Genomic DNA, 16,415 nt, shown 5'->3' with positions numbered 1-16,415 from the left:
CCCTGTCCATTCCGACAACTGTGGGATATGCAAGAGACAGGGCACACCTGCCTCTCGCGTTATTGACCATGATAGCGCCAATCATCGGATTCCTCCCGTCTCCTTGATAAAATACCTGCTCATCGGGTAAGCGCATTGTTCCGGTCTCTAACTGACATCGGTTCATCTTCCGGCACCTCATCGATCAGGGAGCGATCCTTCTCGTCCATGTTGAGCAGGATATTCAGTTCCTTCAGCCGCGCCTCTTTTTCCTTCAGCTCCGCCTCCTTTACAAAGGGTGCGTTCATCTGTTCCTTGGCGTTCTTCATCTGTGTTTCGGTGTCCTCAAGCTCGGATTGCACCTTGTCCAGCTTCCCGGCAATGCCGTCGATCACGTTGTCTATACGGGTGATGTTGCCGAACACGTCCGCGCCCAGCACCGCCGTGTGGGAGAGCGTACCCTTCAGGTGCATCTGGTACTCGTTCTTTGCACCGTCATAGGTGACGGAAAGGAAAAAGCCCCGGTACTCACCGATCATCTCGGCAGTCCCGGAGCCTGTCATTGTGCTGCATACGTCTATGATGGCTTTTCCCGCGGCCTCCTTATCCGCAAGCTCTTTCCCCATAAGTGTGATGCCTGCAAAGCCTTCCTTCGGTTTGGGGTGCAGCCCCGCAAGATGGGCGTCCTGCTCATATCCGAGGATACGCTGTTTTAAGTCCTGTATCATCTTCGGGTATTTCTTCAGCACCATTTCCTCCAGTGCGTATTTCTGGCTCAAATGGCTGGCTTTCAGCACATTCAGCTTGCCTACCTCCATGTCCAGGTTGCACTTTTCAATGATCAGCGGGTTGCCGGTAGCCAGCGCCTTGATCTCGGAGTAGGAAAGAGCGGTCTCGTCGATGTCGTCCGCCACCCGGACCGGGCTCTTGCTGGTCATGATCTGCGCAATGAACTTCTGCTTATTTTCCACCAGCTGATACAAATATGCGTCAAAGGTTCCCTCCGTGACGTAGCGGTAAATATCCACTTCGTCATTGTTGTTACCCTGCCGGACGATACGCCCCAGCCGCTGGGCAAGATCAGAGGGCCGCCACGGGCAGTCCAGATCATGGAGTGCCACAAGGCGATCCTGCACGTTGGTTCCGGCACCCATCTTCTGGGTGGAGCCCATCAGGATACGCACCTGCCCGGCCCGCACCTTTGCGAACAGCTCCTTCTTTCTGGCTTCGGTGTTGGCATCGTGGATATAGGCGATCTCGCCTTCCGGGACGCCTTCTGCCATGAGCTTCTGCTTCAGGTCGTCATAGACATTGAAGCTACCGTCACCCTTCGGCGTGGACAGATCGCAGAACACAAGCTGCGTTCCGCGCTGCCCGGTAGTCTGCTCCCAGATACGATGCACGTTCCCGGCACAGACAGACACCTTTCCCTCCGGGTCGTCCGCCGCCAGCGGGTTGATGAGCCGCATGTCCAGCGCCAGCTTCCGCCCGTCGTTGGTGATCCGCAGCATATTGTCTACTTTGGGGTCTACGCCGCCCGCCCGAATCTTCTCGGCACGCTCCGCAAGGCCCTTTATCATTTCCTGCTGGATTTCGGACGGCTTGATGACCTCCGTGTGGAAGTTGGCCTTCGGCACCGGGAGCTTCAGCATATCCGCTGTCTGGATGTCTGCCACCAACTTGAAGGTGCTCATCAGCTCAGGTAGGTTATAAAACTTCGCAAACCGCGTCTTGGCGCGGTAGCCGGAGCCTTCCGGGGACAGCTCAATGGCCGTGATGGTTTCTCCAAAGGCCGCCGCCCAGTCGTCAAAGTGGAGCATGTCCATTTCCTCCAGCGTGTGGTACTGCAAGTACCGCTGGATGGTGTATAGCTCTACCATGGAGTTACTGATCGGCGTACCGGTGGCAAACACCACGCCGCGCCCATTGGTAATCTCATCTAAATACTGACACTTCATAAAAAGGTCACTGGATTTCTGGGCCTCGGTCTGGGCGATGCCGCCCACGTTGCGCATTTTCGTCGCCAGAAAGAGGTTCTTAAAATAGTGACTTTCGTCGATGAACACACGGTCCACGCCCAGTTCTTCAAAGGTCACGAGGCTGTCTTTTCTACTCTGGTCATTGAGTCTGGCCATCTTGTTTTCCAGTGACTTCTTGGTGCGCTCCAGCTGCTTTACCGTATAACGCTCGGCTTTGGCGCGCTTAGCTTCGTCGATACCATCCATGATCTCATCGATCTGTCGCTGGATGATGATCTCCTGACGCTCGGCGGACATGGGGATTTTCTCAAACTGGCTGTGGCCAATGATCACCGCGTCGTAATCCCCGGTGGCGATCCGCGCGCAGAATTTCTTGCGGTTTTTCGTCTCAAAGTCCTTTTTTGTCGCCACAAGGATGTTGGCAGACGGGTAGAGCTGGAGCCACTCGCCGGACCACTGCTCTGTGATGTGGTTCGGCACCACGATCAGGGATTTCGTGCAGAGGCCCAGGCGTTTTGATTCCATCGCCGCCGCAACCATCTCGTAGGTCTTGCCTGCACCCACTTCGTGTGCCAACAAGGTATTCCCGCCGTACATGATGTGGGCAATGGCGTCGATCTGGTGTTTCCTGAGCGTGATCTCCGGGTTCATGCCGGAAAAACGGATGTGCTGCCCGTCGTATTCCCGTGGCCGGATACTGTTAAAGGTCTCGTTGTAAATGCGGCATAACTGCTCACGCCGGTCGATGTCCTTCCAGATCCACTCGGCAAACTGCGCCTTGATCAGCTCCTGCCGGTCCTGGGCAATGGCGGTCTCCTTCTTGTTGAGAACCGCTTTCTTGTTTCCGTTCTCGTCATAGATGTAGTCAAAGACCCGTACATCCTTCTGATTCAGGGTCTGCTCCAGGATATGATAGGCACTGACCCGTTTGGTACCATAGGTGGTAAAGCTCTTGACGTTGCTGCTGTCAGCGTTCTTATTGGTGATGTTCCATTCGCCGGTGGCTTTGGAGTGGAGTACGTGGATGCGGTCGCGACCATAATAGCCGGTTCCGAACAGCTCATACATGAACTGCTCGTAGATCTCCGTGGGTATCCAGTTGACGCCAATGCGCACGCCGATCTCGCCTGCGGTCAGGTCTACCGGCTGCACGGCCTCCAGCGCCGTAATGTTACCTTGCACCTTTTCGGCCAGGTCAGGTCTTGCCGCCGCCAGTGCCTTTACCATGCGGAGCTTCCGCCGCACGTTTCCGGACAGGTACTCATCCGCCGTCACAAAGGAGAAACGTTCCAGGTCCACAAAGGCTCTGGGAATGGCCGCGGCTTCCTCCGCGCACTGGATGTCCCGGAAGATAACGCCGGAAAGTTCTGCTTCCAGCTCCGCCTCGCTCTTGCCGGAGAGGTCCGCCATGTACGCCATGTCTACCCGCGCCTTTTCCGAAATGGAGACGGCAAGGGCTTCACTGGCGGTGTCTACCGTCGTCACCGGCACATGGGGCCGGATGGTGCGCTTGGTGAACATGTCCGCCTTGCGCTCAAAGTTGCTCTCCTCGTCTAAAACCTCCAGAGAACAGAGCAGGCAGTAGCTGGCGTCCTCCCCGAAGGCAAGGCTGTTGCCCCGGCTGGTGATCCGGCCATACTTGGCGGTGTAGTCATCGTAAAGCCGGTTTAGCTTTCCCTGTTCGGCCTGAATGTCGGCTTCCGGGTAGTCCTCGGTCTGAAGCTCAATGAGCCGCCGCACGCAGTCCCGTATGGCGATCATGCCGCGGATGCGGTTCTCCGCCGTGACAGAAACAGATACCGGGTACATGCGGGAGTTTTCACGGAAGTACAGCTCGCCCTCCGTGAGGCAAAAGCTGAAGTTGCGTACCGTGGGATCGGCCGGGATGGAGCGGTCTTCCTCGTCCTCCTCCAAGTCCTCCATCTCATAGGCGGTGATCTCCGCATGGAGGTTGCTGATGGCGTCCCGAAGCTGTTCGGCCAGGTCGCCGTCCTCATAGGCTTTACAGGCGCTTTCTTCTCCAAAGCGGCCTGTCTCCATGACCATGTTGCCCAAAACCATCTCCGGGTGCTGCACAAAGTATGCGTTCATCCGGATGCCGTTTCGATCCGTTTCCAGATGTACCCAATCCGGTTCGATGTCCGTCATTCGGTCCCGCTTCTGGAGAAAGAGGATGTCACTGGTGACTTCCGTCCCGGCGTTCTGCTTGAAAGCGTTATCCGGCAGGCGGATGGCCCCGATCAGGTCGGCGCGCTGAGCAAGGTATTTGCGGACAGCGGAGTTTTCCTTGTCCATCGTCCCTTTGCTGGTAATGAAGGCAACGATGCCGCCCGGACGCACCTTGTCCAGTGTCTTGCCGAAAAAGTAATCGTGGATCAGCCAGTGGTGCTTGTCGTACTTTTTGTCCAGCACCTTGAAGTCACCAAATGGCACGTTGCCCACAGCCACATCAAAGAAGCTGTCCGGCATCTGTACCTTTTCAAAGCCGTTGACCGCGATCTGGCTGTTCTGGTAGAGCTGTCCAGCGATTCGCCCGGAGATACTGTCAATCTCCACACCGTAGGTGCGGCTTCCTGCCATGCCCTCCGGCAGCATCCCGATGAAGTTGCCCACGCCACAGGCTGGCTCTAAAATATTGCCGCCCTGAAATTCCATATGGGAGAGTGCGTCATACATGGCACCGATGATGACCGGGGAAGTGTAAAAGGCAGTAAGGGAGCTTGCCCTTGCTGCAGCGTATTCTTCGTCGTTTAGCAGGCTTTTCAGTTCCAGATACTTGCCGTGGCGCTCGTCAAAGCAGTCGGACAGGCCGCCCCAGCCCACGTAACGGGATAAGATTTCCTGCTCCTCCGGCGTAGCCAGCCGCTCCTCTGCTTCGATCTGCTTTAAGGTGCGGATCGCGGCGACATTGGCGGCGTACTTTTCGCTCCGGGTGCCATAGCCCAGCTCCGGGTCGGTAATACGGAAGTCGTGTCTTTTTTCAGCTGATATCTCAGGATGCAGTATGGTAAAGGCCATTCGCTCACGGCGTGGTTTTGGTGGAGCAAGAGGGGCAATTTCTTCCCGCTCATCCAGCTTTGATAGACTTTCTGTTTTTGTCGCTATCGCCTCTGCCAGTTCTTGTTCTCGCTCTGAAAATGCTTCTTCCGCATCCGCGATCATGGTGTCAAAACTCAGACCCGCAAGATAGCCATTCAGCTCCGCAAGGCTTTGACACTCGTTGATATAGACCGCTTCTCCATCCACGGCATAGACAAGGCGGAAATCCACAAGGTCCGCATAGACCTCAATCGGATGCTCGCCGTCTCCGGTGCTGGAATAAGCCAGATCCACATGGGAGAGATCGTCAAAGTCTGCGTCGCTCTCAAAGGTCTCCTGACAGTAGTCGTTGATCAGCCAGATGGCCTTCTCAAAGTCCGTCTGTTCTTTTGTTTCCAGCTGAATCTCCTGGGCCTGCAACGGGACCGGGATCGGCTCCCGCTTCTCTCCAAACAGGGAATAGGTTCCCTCCCGGTAGGAGTCAAAAGCAGATAAAGCGTCCTGACGGTCCTGATAGTACCGATCCTCCGGATTTGTCCCATCCGCGGCGGAGATCAGCATCTGATAGATCGCTTCTACCTTCACCGGGTCGGTGAGCTGCTCCTGGATTTCCCGGACAGCCTCCCAATAGTCGCTGATCGGGTTGCCGTTGAACGGACGGGGATGCTCCTCCGGAAGATCATAAAAAGCGCGGAGAATGACTGCTGATAGTTCCCGACGTTCATAATCCGGCATAGCGGCTCGGTCTTCCTCGGACAGAAAGCTGCCGTTCTCAATCAGCGCCGCGATACGCCGTGCGGTTTTGTTCCAGCTCCAGTCCAGTTTGGCGTAGGGGGCTGTAATATCGCCGTGGCTGAAGGAAAGTCCTTTACTGCCGTAACTGATACCGTCATTGCCGCCGTAGTACCCGCTGTCGCCGTGGTAGTTTGCCAGATATTTTGCCCGTTCATTTGTATCCGGATGCTCCAGATAAAAAGAATAGACGCCGAGCCTGTAATGGGAGTTTCCGCCCCGCAGGAGCTTGTCGATCTCATCCATGGAGATAAAGAAACGCCACTGGGGATCGTAATCCTCGGCGGCGGTAAAGCGAACAGGTTCACGCTGCAGATCGGTCAGCCGTTCCAGTATTCGTTTCGGACGGTGGAAGTGAAAACGCAGAAGATCACGGTTTCCCTCGTGGGCGGAGATAAAGCTCTGCACTTCCTCCACAAGACCCTCCAAGGTCTCCGACTGTTTCAGCAGCTCCTTGATCTGTGCCGTCTGCTCCGGGAAACCGCCGCCTGACGCATAAATGCGGCCGATCTCCGGCAACAGGTTTTGCTCCCTTGCGTCTTCGGAAAAGTCCTGACGGAGATACCAGAGGCTGTTTGCCACTTCCTGAAGTTCAAAGTCCTCCACCTGGTCAAGTTCCGCCTGGGGCATGTAACGCCCGGCGTCCAACAGTTCCCGGATACGTCTGGCTGCGTCCTCCCAGGAGATCAGCATGGCGGTGTTGCCCCGCACGCTGTCCCCGGAGGAGAGGCGGATACCCTCGGCGTTGTACCAGATGGCATACTGTCGGTCGTTCAGATAGAACCCCGCGCCGTTTTCGCCGTAGTGTTCCATGAGAAAATGAGCGTTCTCCGCAAGGGACTTGTTTTTCATAAAGTACGCACAGATGATCAGACGGCTGTTCCGGTCATTGGCTCCGATACAGAGGGCTTCGTCGATCACCTGCTGTGGATAGCGGAGGCCGTAGGACACGGGCTGTGCCGGTGCCGTCTGCTCCGGCTCGGTAAAGTCTGCAAAATCAAACAGGGACAGCTGCTGAGCCTCCTGTGTTTTCAGCCCCTTGCTGTCCCTGTTGATGCGGTATTCGCCTTTGTCGATGATCTGCGCGGACAGTTCTGCCACGACCTGCCAGGAAAAAACGCTTTCACTGGTGCGGGAGAGGTAGGAACCCTCCCACAAAAGAAGTCCGTCCTTCTGCGCATGGTAGCCTACACGCTTGCGGGATGCGCCCACAAGCAGCTCCGTGAAGCGGTCCGGGTAGGCGCTTTTGAGATATTCCGCCCGTTCCGCAGTATCCGGATGGGCGGCAAAATACATCTCGATCTGCGCCTTCTTGTATTTCAGGTCATCGTCCGGATTGGAGAGGATGGCATTGATCAATTCCTCATCCAAAAACGCGGGAAGCCCGCCGCCTCCCGCGTTTTCCTCCGGTGTTTCTTCCTTTAGCTGTAGATCAGTTCCTCCAGTACGGTCTCCTCCGCGGCCTGCCGGATGCTGTTCATCAGCCCCACCCACTTCATCTGGTCGGCGGCCTTCATCTGCTCCGTCACGCCCTCGGCTTTCGCCATCTGTTCCGTGATCTGTTCCACCCGGCTCCTGGCCGCCTGTTCGATTTCCTGCAGATGCTCTGTCAGCTTGCCGCTGGTCAACAGGTTGGTGAACATCACCCTGCGATGCTCCTGCAGGAACCTCCTGCGCAGCAGGCCGTATTTCCCAATCGTTACCTCCGGCTCCTGCGGAGGAAGCAGGTTCGGAAGCCGATAGCCGTCCTGCGTTCTGTATGTGATCCCGTTCATGTAGATCGCTCCTTTCCTGTGTTATAGTCCTGTTTCCGGTTATAGGATAAGCATCCTCCGGAAGTTCTGCAACTGTGCGATTCAAACTTACCTGCCGCTCCAGCGCCGTAACGGTACGGGCAATCTCTGAAAGACACATCTGCCCGATGTCGCCGGTAGCCACGCCCAAAGCGTTTAAGACCTGCGGCGTATCGAAATCAATCACGTCTCGAAAATCATCATCGGTAAAGTATAGGGCCGGATTGATACCGCACCGGGCAAGGAGCATATAGCCCACGCTGTTTCTCACCGCGTTCCGGTAGGAGACCTCCAGATTGAAATCGTCCAACTCTTCCAGCAGACTGTTTTCCTTGTAATATTTCAGCTCCGAGAAGTAATCCGGAAGATTGTCCTCCACGGCGTTCTTCGCTGCAGACAGCAGGGCTTCGGCAAAGCTGCTCTTGTCCGCCAGCTCGCCAAAGCTGTTTTCCAGAGCCTCCGTGATCTCCGCCTCATGCTCCGAGCGAACCTGCCAGAGCGGAACGCGCCTTGCAAAGCGTCCCGGATGGGTGTCGGAGATGTCAAAGTAGTATTTCAGCCGTGCCCGTCCGGGAGCGTTCCGGTCAAAGACCGCAATCCCCGTCGAGCCACGGTTGACCCAGCGCCCAAACTGTTTGTTCCATCGCTCGATCTCCAATACAGCGGTGGCATCCGGGCGCTGGGCGAAAAGCAGGAGCTGCTCGTCAAAGGGGAGCTTATAGTTCCGGCAGGCCGTGGCGAGGAATTTCTGCCACTCCTGAGGTGACGTAACTGCCGCCCTTGTGCGTTCATACAGCTCTGTGATCAGCTCGTATCTTCTTGCCATCGCTTACGCCTCCTTATCGTTGCAGTTCCGTGCTCTGCCGCTGCCGGGGAATGGAAAACCCGTAGACTTTGGCGATGTCGTCGCCCAGTCTGCGGGTCACTCTCGTTATATCGGCGCGGGTCGCCGTTCCGTAGTATAGTTTTTCTTTCAGCAAGTCGATCTGGGACTCACTCACACCGTCCTTATAGGCTCGGTAGAGGTAGTGGTTGGTGCCGTCATGGTGGATGGCGTCACACCGCAGGTCGCCCAGCTTATCCACGTACCAGGTGCTGTAATCCGTGTCGGCATACAGGCAATCCCGGATGTTGCCGCTTTCGATCTCCTTATATCCGCTGCGACGACCATTCCAGAGGCCCAGATCCCCGATTACTAAAATCGGGCGGTCCAGCTGGATGTTGAGGTTGATGCGCTCATCGCTCAGATAGTCGTTGTTGATCTCATACATCAGGGAGATGCGCTCGTCCTCGGACAAGTCCGGATACAGTTCCTCAAGGTCAGCCTTCCAGTCGTCATAGTCCAGAAAGTAGTTGCTCCAGATGATATGCTTTTCTGCTTTCATCGCGCCTCGCCTCGCTCTCTGTGCTTTGGCCGGAGGGGTTTCCCGGCACCGTCATAGTTCTTCGGGTCCGCAGCAGGCGTATCCCAGCCAAACAGGGAACCGGCTTTCATGGCCTCCGCCTGTGCTTTGGTGACGCCCTGTGTCTCGTTGAGAAGCGCAGCGCCCTCCCGGACAGAAACGCCCTCCGGTTTCTGTCCAAGCGGGATATATCCTTTTTCGCCTTTCGTGACGATCCCGATCTCGTTTGTGGATTCCACATAGACAAAGCATTTCTCCGGGAGGTCTGCACGCAGAGGGATGACTGTATTACCTGCCTGTTCCAGACGCTCGGCAAGCTCACAGATATGATAAAGGTTGCTTCCGACTTCCAGGTGGTAGTCGTCAATATACCGGCAGACGCAGTCTCGTTTTGTGCCATCCTGGCCCGTGATCCGGATCTGCTCGCCGTCCGCGATCTTAAACCTCTCCCGGTAATCCGGGGTAATAAAGCGGATGCCTTTCTCTGCGCACTTCATATGTTGCTCCAGCCAAACGCGCTGGAAGCAGTAGCAGTACAGGTTGTACTCGCCTTTATGGGGATTTAGCCGGAGCATATAGGTATAATCGGGCGTATCCGCACGGAAGCCCCACTCCCGGTCATTCCCAAAGCTGGCTTCCGGGTGGCTGTAGCAGTAGCGTGAAAGGCTGTTCCGGTCTTTCAGGATGCCGCCATAGTCGCTCTCAAAGCGAAGAGCATTGAGAACTTCATCAAATTCATCCTTGAATGACTGTGTTTTCAGGTCGTCGCGGTGATCCGTCCAAGAGGAGAAGAATCCCTTGCCGTTGCTGTCCATATCTGCCCGCAGATGGCCGATGCAGCCGGTCTGCGCCTCGATCTGGGCGCTCTGGGAATAGCAGTAATGCCGCTCCTGAGGCGTCATTTCTCTGATTTGCAGTTCCATCATCGCTCACGCTCCTTTTCCTTCTTTTTCATGTTTCCACCATTCTCCAAAGCTTTCAGCAAGTGGGTTTTACGGAAGTTCCAGTAATCCGGATGATATGCCTGAATGCTGGAGTCGATCACCTTTTCGTACTGTCCCGGAGAAAACTGGTCATTGACCGGCGCTTTGAACAGCTTTTTATCCATCAGCTCCCGTAGTGCCACCTGTTCGTCACAGTCCTCCTCAAAGCAGAGATAGCGTCCCTCTGTAAAGCCGCATTTCTGGGCAGCTACGGAAAAAACCTTGTCCGCCACATCCAGATGTGCCATAAGGCCGCCATGTCCCGCCGTGCTGACGGAATAAACGCCGCGGCAGAGTTCCTTGCAGGTCTGCACCTCACCCCACGGGGAGAAGGTCGGCTCCATTGCTTTTTTTGCGTCAAGCACCTCCTGTAGCTCCCGCACCTTCTCTGCGGCGCGCTCCACAAGGTCTTTTTCTGCGCTGAACAGGTCATTGTGGTAGTGCCCCCAATAGTAATAGTTGCCGTTATTGCAGCGCCATGTCACAAAGTCATTGGCGATATGCTGGCTGACGCCAAGCACAAACTCATAGTCACCGATATGGATGGAGTCGGTGATGATATATCCTTCATTGATTCGTAAACTCATGTCATTGTCCCTCGCTTTCTTTGATCTCCCGCAGAGCCTTTTCCAGAAGGCTGCCTGCCCGGTTCCGGTTCTTTTCCGACAGCACCTTGTTCTGTACACAGAGGACAGCACGGATATTCGGCACCGTGATCCCCGGTATCTCCATCATCTCCTCCGGTGTGACGGTCAGAAGCTGCACCGGGGAATACCCGGCCTCGGCAAAGATACGAAAAAGTCGTTGCTCAAATCGTTCTCGTTTCATATCGAAAATCTCCTTTCTTGATGGGATATGTAATGGGCGGCAAAGTACGCCGCCCAGGGTGTTTACTTGCGTCTGGACCTGATCTTCAGGAACGCCAGCGCACCGGCAACCGCGACAACAAGCACGATTCCAACGATGGTTTTCGTATCCATTCTGACAGCCTCCTTTCCGTGAAATTACCTTCTTTGCAGGGCAACAAAAAAGCAGTAAATCTTCTTAAAAGACTTACTGCTTCGTGTGCCGCCATGATGGGCGGTGAATTTTCAATTTTTAATTAGAGAGGACAACAGCATTATTGACCGCCACCCCTATGTTGATAGTTCAACTGGAATTTGCTATTATGCCCCCCTCCCCATAATGAGCATTATCCCAAGTATTATAATCATAATTCCTGCCGATACCGTAGCGGCTACTAATGCAATTATGCTTAGTGCAGATTTCTGTTTTCTTATACCCATTATGGCAAGGGCAATATCTATCACAGCAACAGCTACCATTGACAGAAATATTGTAAGTGATGATGTAGGATTGAACCATTCAAGTATTAGAAACCCGCAAACTAACCCAGCGAGAATCAATGCTATTGTACTAAACTTGTTGTTCATTACGTCCTCCTCAAATTGACGATTTATCTAAACCTTTTCATAATGTATTTCCGTTTTGGAGTTTCAATTACCTCTTCAATTTCAAAACCAAGTTTCTCATAGAGTCTCTTTGCGCTTTGATTGAAATCAAAAACTGTTAAAGAGATACTTTTAATATTGGCATCCTCAAAAATGAAGTCCACAAATCCCTTCATCGCCTCTGTTCCAAGACCTAATCCGGTTTTTCGGGGATCCAATACGAATCTCCCTATGTGAACATTATCCTTGTCGATTCGTACTTCTTGTATCATCCCGATAAACTTCTCTTCATCGAAGATAGAAAAAACATTTTCCAGTTCTTTAATCTTTTCATAATTCAGGAGATAAGAAATCTTTGGTCCCATCCATTGCTCTTGAAATTCTTTTCCCTTTTCATTAGACCACTCACACAAAAGTAGAACGTTGTCTTTGCTTATCCCTTTTTCAAATCTTATATCCATGAGTGATCCTCTCAGGTCCCAGTTTGCCAATATTTTAGTTAGTATAGCATAGAAATGTGAACAATTCTATCCTTTGGCCTCTGGCGTCCCGGGATAGGGCATTGGAGCATCGGAACTATTGCTAATTCTCATATAGAATTGTCCCTGTTTTCCTGTTATAATGATCTTGCAGATTCCAGGTATGGTAATGCCGGACGGAAGCTGCAAAGCAAAGATAAAAACGCAACGCACGCCTTTTCCGCGTGCCAGAGCCGGTAGGTAGCCCGGCCGTCCTGTCCATCCTGACAGGGTAAGTAACCCTCCCTCCTTGGGTTGTCCGTTCTTTGCCTGTACCACATCTAAGGAGGGATCTTCATGGAACAGGCAAGTGGAAAGCTGACCGTATTTTTCGATCCACCGTTTTGGGTCGGAGTCTTTGAGCGGATCGAGAACGGAAAGCTGACGGTTTCCAAAGTCACGTTTGGCGCAGAGCCAAAGAATTATGAAGTGTACGACTTCATACTTCACCACTACTACGAACTCAAATTCAGCCCACCCGTCTCCACTAACGTAAAGCAGGTTGCTGACAATCCGAAACGCAGACAGAGAAACGCAAGAAAGCAGTTGCAGAACAACGGTGTCGGGACAAAATCACAGCAGGCTTTACAGTTGCAGTTGGAGGAATCCAAAACCGAACGCAAACAACAGAGCAAGGAACAGAAGGAAGCGGAAAAGCAGCGTCAGTTTGACCTGAAGCAGCAAAAGCGTAAGCAGAAGCACAGAGGTCATTGACTGCAAAATCCCATTTTCTTTGCTCAAAACAGCGACCATCCTCTTGCTGGTATGGCCGCTGTTTTTCTGCGCATCGTTCTCTGGTGGGTGGTCTGGCATTTGTCTTGCCAATGTTGCCTACCGGCTGAAAAAGAAAAGCCTCCGTGTCGGCAATCCCGCAGGAAGTGAAAGTCGTCAGTTTTCTTTTTTCAGCTGGTACAGCTGGTAACAGGGGGTGAGGTGTGGAGAGGGGGAAACAAAACACAGACGTTTTCCAACAACAGGGCACACGTCCCCCTTGGCGGTAATGGTCTTATCTCTCCCTGTCTCTCTGGCGCTTTCGGTAAAGCTCCAACGCCTTGATGATGGTATCTTCAATGGTCTTTGCGGGCGTCCCCGGCGAGAAATACTTGCTGATACGGTCTCTCGGTATCCGCACCTGTTCCTTCTGATTTGGCTTTTCTTCCTGCATGATGGACAGGACCACCTCCTCATTCAGCTTCCCTTCCTCTGAGAATCTACGCAGCTTGATGGCCTGTGCGTGGGAAGGGGTGCAATCCTCCATTCCCATCGTTTCATGTAAGGCGGTCTGCTCGTTTTCGGGTAGGTAGGACAGCTCCACGGCTGGCCTCATGGCGATCTTGCCTTCGTCCACCATGTCTAACAAAGGTGGGATAAGATATGTCAGGCGTATATAGCGTTGTATTTGTGTTTTTCCATCCGGACTACTTGCTGCCAATTCCTCATTTGATCGTGAATGCAACTTCGGCCCCGATGGGTCCGAAGTTAAGTCGCCGCGTTGTCCTTGTCGTTTCATAGCTTCCAGCTTCATTTTGTATGCAAAGGCTTTCTCCGATGGCAGGATCTTTTCCCGTTGCAAGTTGCTGTCCACCATGATAATTACGGCTTCATCATCGGTAAGTTCGCGGACAAGGCATGGGATTTCCGTTTGCTGCGCCAATTCCGCGGCCAGCTTGCGCCGGTGTCCGGCCACCATCTCATAGCCGCCCTCTGGCTTGGGACGTACCATTGCCGGAACAAGCACCCCGTACTGCTTTACACTTTCTGCCATTTCCAACATGGCTTCATCCATCCGCACCTTAAAGGGGTGATTCGGGAAGTCACTGATTTTTGATATGGGAATACTCTTTACTGTTTCCCGTTTTGCCTCGTCCCGTTCTGCCTGCGTGGTAAAAAGATCATCTATCGAGGTCAGAAGCTCGGCTGCGCTCTTTTTCTCCAATGCTCATCACCTCCTTCACCAGACTGCGATAGGCGTCCGCCGCTTTCCCTTTTGGTTCATGTAAAAAGATACTTTTGTCTGCGGTGCTGATCTCTGCCAGACGCACCGTAGAGGGGATAACGGTTTGCAAGACTGGAAGATATTTTCCGAAGTTCTCACGGACGGATTTCACAATATCCCTGCGGAAATTTGTTTCATTCGCCATCGTCAGGAACACGCCGCCCACCTTTAGCTTGGGATTGATCTGTCTTTTAATACTCTGCACCGTGCCGATCAGCTCCGTCATATCCTCCGCCGCAAGGTAATCTGCCTGCACAGGAATCAGAACATAATCTGAGGCGGACAGGGCGTTAATGACCAGAATACCGAGGGACGGACGACAATCCAGCAGCACATAGTCGTAATTCTTCTTTACGTTGTCCAGATATTGCCGCAGCACGGTTTCCCGGCTCATCACGTTGACCAGCCCCACCTCTACGGCAGAGAGCGTCCGGTTGGCCGGGATGAAATCAAAGCCCTCCGCATGGTGCATAACTTCCGGATGTTCCGCAGCGTTGATACCTGCAACAACATCATTCATCTTGTTTGCCAGGGTCAGCGACAGCTCATGGGGCTTACGCTGGCCCAGCATCTTTGTCAGATCGCCCTGCGGGTCCACATCCACAAGCAGGACTTTGTGCCCAGCGGTGACAAGCCCCGCGCCGATACAGTACACAGACGTACTTTTGCCGACACCGCCTTTCTGATTGGCTACGACGATAACCTTTGTGTTTGCCATTGCATGACTTCCTCCTTTTCATAGATTTAGCCGCCTGCGGCAACAGGCGGCTATGTACGGAAATGGAAAAAGCCGCTTACTCTGCGTTAGAATAAGCGGCTCTCAAAGAAACGGTATGTAATTGTAGGCTTTCACATCAGGCTGGCTATCTTCACGATCATTTCGTCGATACAGTCGGTGTACCTGCCTTCGCGGATCAGCTTGTTTTTGCAATGGACCAGGCTGGCCATGACGACCCGCAGTTCATTGTATGTAAGATAGAGATAATACTTTTCTTTCTTTTTCCACCACATAATTTATCCTCCTGTCTGCAAAAGCTTCTGTTTGATTCTCCATTCCATAAATCGGGTTCTGATATAAACAAGGTCTCTGTCAACATCCGTTGAAAAGTAAATATGCGCTATCTGAAACACCGTCATAATATCATGCATGTAGCCTGATACATCTCTACGATTCCTATATGGCATCTTTATATAACGAATTCCCCTCTGTCGGCATAAATACTCTTTTACTCTTTCCATTGCCTCCGTTTCTGTATGGACAGAAATAGCAAGTCTTTCTTCCGGAATATAAGCATCAAGAGGTAATCCGATAACTTCAGCGGCATAAAACCGGGTTCTCAGCCCGTTCCTTTCGGCATAATACTTGATTGCCAGCTGGGGTAATACGCTTTGAAACTCATGCTCACATACTTTACATCCCTCACCTTCAAATACCCGCTTTTGGATTTTTTCTTTCCACGAATGTCCACAGCCGCACCTCCACCAAACACTTTTCAAAGAGTTTGCTGAAACCATTTCCGGACTGATCGTCGTATTCTTTTCATAATCCCACTCAGAAAGAAGATGTGGGTTTGTCGTTGCAAGATCGTTGTACCCACTCATGATCTGTCTGTCGGCGCATACCGGACAGCCGCTGCCCCTGACACGTGAATACACGACTGCTTTCCATTCAAAGCCGCATTTCTTGCAATGCCACCATATGTTCTTCCTGGATTTTTCATTGATCATATTCGGCATCAGCGGCTCGTTTTTTCCGGACCATTCATCCGCAAGTCTCGGATACCTTGTCGCAAGATCGTTAAATCCAGTTAACAGCCTGATCCCACTGCAATATGGACATTTGCTTCCTCCAGAGCGGGTCGAAATCAGCGTATGCCACTCGTGACCCTCCCGGCATCTCCACCAGACCTTTCGGTTGGCAAATGCGGTTACCTCTGTCGGCTGCAAAGGAGCATTTCTATCAGACCATTCCGCCGCGACATCAGGATACCGAGAAGCGAGATCGTTGAAACCAGCCAGTACTTTATTGTGTGAACAGTATGGACAGCCGCTGCCATTAACACGACTCTTTACGGAAGCCGTCCATTCGTGTCCGCAGACGCCATGCCACAAAATTTTCTTATGTGATCCGACGCCAACTTCGGTTGGTTTTATTTCGTTCAGATCAGACCACTCTTGTACCAGCCTCGGCTTTAGGGTAGACAGGTCATTGATTCCCGGAACGACTCTTTTCCCGGAACAGATCGGGCAACTCTCACCGGCAGAACGGCTTTTCAGGCTTGCCTGCCATTCGTGGCCGCAGCTTGCTTTCCACCATACTATTTTATTTGATCCATATGTAACCTTATCCGGAGACAGCTGAGTATTTCGCTCTGACCATTCACCAACAAGCTCCGGGTGAACCGAAGCAAAACTGTTGTCCATAGATTCACACCTCCCCTATCGTTCTATACAGAGTATAGAGGAATATGAGGGGAGGATA

At 52.9% G+C, this 16,415-nt stretch carries 14 protein-coding genes; 2 read left to right on the top strand and 12 right to left on the bottom strand.

The features are described 5' to 3' along the window. Positions 1-119: 119 nt before the first annotated feature. The 6 genes from ISF27_RS08220 to ISF27_RS08200 form a co-directional block, all read right to left on the bottom strand. Positions 120-7,160, bottom strand: coding sequence for an SNF2-related protein (locus tag ISF27_RS08220; RefSeq protein ID WP_235986126.1), 7,041 nt, complete (start codon positions 7,158-7,160; stop codon positions 120-122). Positions 7,161-7,210: 50 nt separating this feature from the next. Continuing rightward, positions 7,211-7,564 carry a TnpV protein gene (locus ISF27_RS13155; RefSeq protein WP_207727419.1) on the bottom strand — a complete coding sequence of 118 codons (354 nt, stop codon included), beginning with the start codon at positions 7,562-7,564 and terminating at the stop codon, positions 7,211-7,213. A gap of 857 nt (positions 7,565-8,421) precedes the next feature. Further along, on the bottom strand, positions 8,422-8,967 hold the full coding sequence (locus tag ISF27_RS08215; RefSeq protein ID WP_194611016.1) for a hypothetical protein: 546 nt from the start codon (positions 8,965-8,967) through the stop codon (positions 8,422-8,424). Then, a complete protein-coding gene (locus ISF27_RS08210) occupies positions 8,964-9,911 on the bottom strand; it encodes a hypothetical protein (RefSeq protein WP_235986119.1) in 948 nt (315 codons plus the stop codon). Before ISF27_RS08210 ends, ISF27_RS08215 begins: the two co-directional genes overlap by 4 nt. Continuing rightward, positions 9,908-10,555, bottom strand: a complete 648-nt coding sequence (locus ISF27_RS13345; protein WP_235986118.1) for a DUF7007 domain-containing protein — start codon at positions 10,553-10,555, stop codon at positions 9,908-9,910. The genes ISF27_RS08210 and ISF27_RS13345 overlap by 4 nt, the downstream gene beginning before the upstream one ends. Position 10,556: 1 nt before the next feature. Next, complete coding sequence (locus ISF27_RS08200) at positions 10,557-10,796, bottom strand: hypothetical protein (RefSeq protein WP_194611015.1); 240 nt, start codon at positions 10,794-10,796, stop codon at positions 10,557-10,559. 17 nt (positions 10,797-10,813) lie between these two features. On the opposite strand from ISF27_RS08200, the gene ISF27_RS08195 reads away from it, so the two are divergent. Beyond that, positions 10,814-11,074, top strand: a complete 261-nt coding sequence (locus ISF27_RS08195; protein ID WP_194611013.1) for a hypothetical protein — start codon at positions 10,814-10,816, stop codon at positions 11,072-11,074. A gap of 60 nt (positions 11,075-11,134) precedes the next feature. On the opposite strand, the gene ISF27_RS08190 is transcribed toward ISF27_RS08195, so the two are convergent. Both ISF27_RS08190 and ISF27_RS08185 read right to left on the bottom strand, forming a co-directional pair. Then, on the bottom strand, positions 11,135-11,401 hold the full coding sequence (locus tag ISF27_RS08190) for a hypothetical protein (RefSeq protein WP_194611011.1): 267 nt from the start codon (positions 11,399-11,401) through the stop codon (positions 11,135-11,137). A gap of 23 nt (positions 11,402-11,424) precedes the next feature. After that, entirely contained in the window at positions 11,425-11,880 is a 456-nt protein-coding gene (locus ISF27_RS08185) for a GNAT family N-acetyltransferase (protein ID WP_194611009.1), read from the bottom strand. A gap of 354 nt (positions 11,881-12,234) precedes the next feature. Here ISF27_RS08185 and ISF27_RS08180 point away from each other — a divergent pair, with 354 nt between their 5' ends. After that, complete coding sequence (locus ISF27_RS08180; RefSeq protein WP_194611007.1) at positions 12,235-12,651, top strand: YjdF family protein; 417 nt, start codon at positions 12,235-12,237, stop codon at positions 12,649-12,651. 292 nt (positions 12,652-12,943) lie between these two features. On the opposite strand, the gene ISF27_RS08175 is transcribed toward ISF27_RS08180, so the two are convergent. The 4 genes from ISF27_RS08175 to ISF27_RS08160 form a co-directional block, all read right to left on the bottom strand. Further along, positions 12,944-13,873, bottom strand: coding sequence for a ParB/RepB/Spo0J family partition protein (locus ISF27_RS08175; RefSeq protein ID WP_194611005.1), 930 nt, complete (start codon positions 13,871-13,873; stop codon positions 12,944-12,946). Then, complete coding sequence (locus ISF27_RS08170) at positions 13,830-14,651, bottom strand: ParA family protein (RefSeq protein WP_194611004.1); 822 nt, start codon at positions 14,649-14,651, stop codon at positions 13,830-13,832. The genes ISF27_RS08175 and ISF27_RS08170 overlap by 44 nt, the downstream gene beginning before the upstream one ends. Positions 14,652-14,782: 131 nt before the next feature. Beyond that, positions 14,783-14,944 carry a hypothetical protein gene (locus ISF27_RS08165; protein ID WP_194611002.1) on the bottom strand — a complete coding sequence of 54 codons (162 nt, stop codon included), beginning with the start codon at positions 14,942-14,944 and terminating at the stop codon, positions 14,783-14,785. Between the two features lie 3 nt (positions 14,945-14,947). After that, complete coding sequence (locus ISF27_RS08160; RefSeq protein WP_194611000.1) at positions 14,948-16,357, bottom strand: zinc-ribbon domain-containing protein; 1,410 nt, start codon at positions 16,355-16,357, stop codon at positions 14,948-14,950. Positions 16,358-16,415 lie beyond the last annotated feature (58 nt).

Origin of the sequence: Clostridium vitabionis, from assembly GCF_015351765.1 — a bacterium.
In the GTDB taxonomy this organism is placed as follows: domain Bacteria; phylum Bacillota; class Clostridia; order Lachnospirales; family Lachnospiraceae; genus Clostridium_R; species Clostridium_R vitabionis.
Note: the sequence above shows the minus strand (reverse complement) of the source record. Positions and strands in the feature narration are given on the sequence as shown.

What these genes read in the sequence shown, in the direction of transcription:
- ISF27_RS08190 (WP_194611011.1), bottom strand. Translation starts at nt 11,401, where the DNA reads ATGAACAACAAGTTTAGTACAATAGCATTGATTCTCGCTGGGTTAGTT.
- ISF27_RS13345 (WP_235986118.1), bottom strand. Translation starts at nt 10,555, where the DNA reads ATGAGTTTACGAATCAATGAAGGATATATCATCACCGACTCCATCCAT.
- ISF27_RS08215 (WP_194611016.1), bottom strand. Translation starts at nt 8,967, where the DNA reads ATGAAAGCAGAAAAGCATATCATCTGGAGCAACTACTTTCTGGACTAT.
- ISF27_RS08165 (WP_194611002.1), bottom strand. Translation starts at nt 14,944, where the DNA reads ATGTGGTGGAAAAAGAAAGAAAAGTATTATCTCTATCTTACATACAAT.
- ISF27_RS08200 (WP_194611015.1), bottom strand. Translation starts at nt 10,796, where the DNA reads ATGAAACGAGAACGATTTGAGCAACGACTTTTTCGTATCTTTGCCGAG.
- ISF27_RS08185 (WP_194611009.1), bottom strand. Translation starts at nt 11,880, where the DNA reads ATGGATATAAGATTTGAAAAAGGGATAAGCAAAGACAACGTTCTACTT.
- ISF27_RS08180 (WP_194611007.1), top strand. Translation starts at nt 12,235, where the DNA reads ATGGAACAGGCAAGTGGAAAGCTGACCGTATTTTTCGATCCACCGTTT.
- ISF27_RS08160 (WP_194611000.1), bottom strand. Translation starts at nt 16,357, where the DNA reads ATGGACAACAGTTTTGCTTCGGTTCACCCGGAGCTTGTTGGTGAATGG.
- ISF27_RS08210 (WP_235986119.1), bottom strand. Translation starts at nt 9,911, where the DNA reads ATGATGGAACTGCAAATCAGAGAAATGACGCCTCAGGAGCGGCATTAC.
- ISF27_RS13155 (WP_207727419.1), bottom strand. Translation starts at nt 7,564, where the DNA reads ATGAACGGGATCACATACAGAACGCAGGACGGCTATCGGCTTCCGAAC.
- ISF27_RS08170 (WP_194611004.1), bottom strand. Translation starts at nt 14,651, where the DNA reads ATGGCAAACACAAAGGTTATCGTCGTAGCCAATCAGAAAGGCGGTGTC.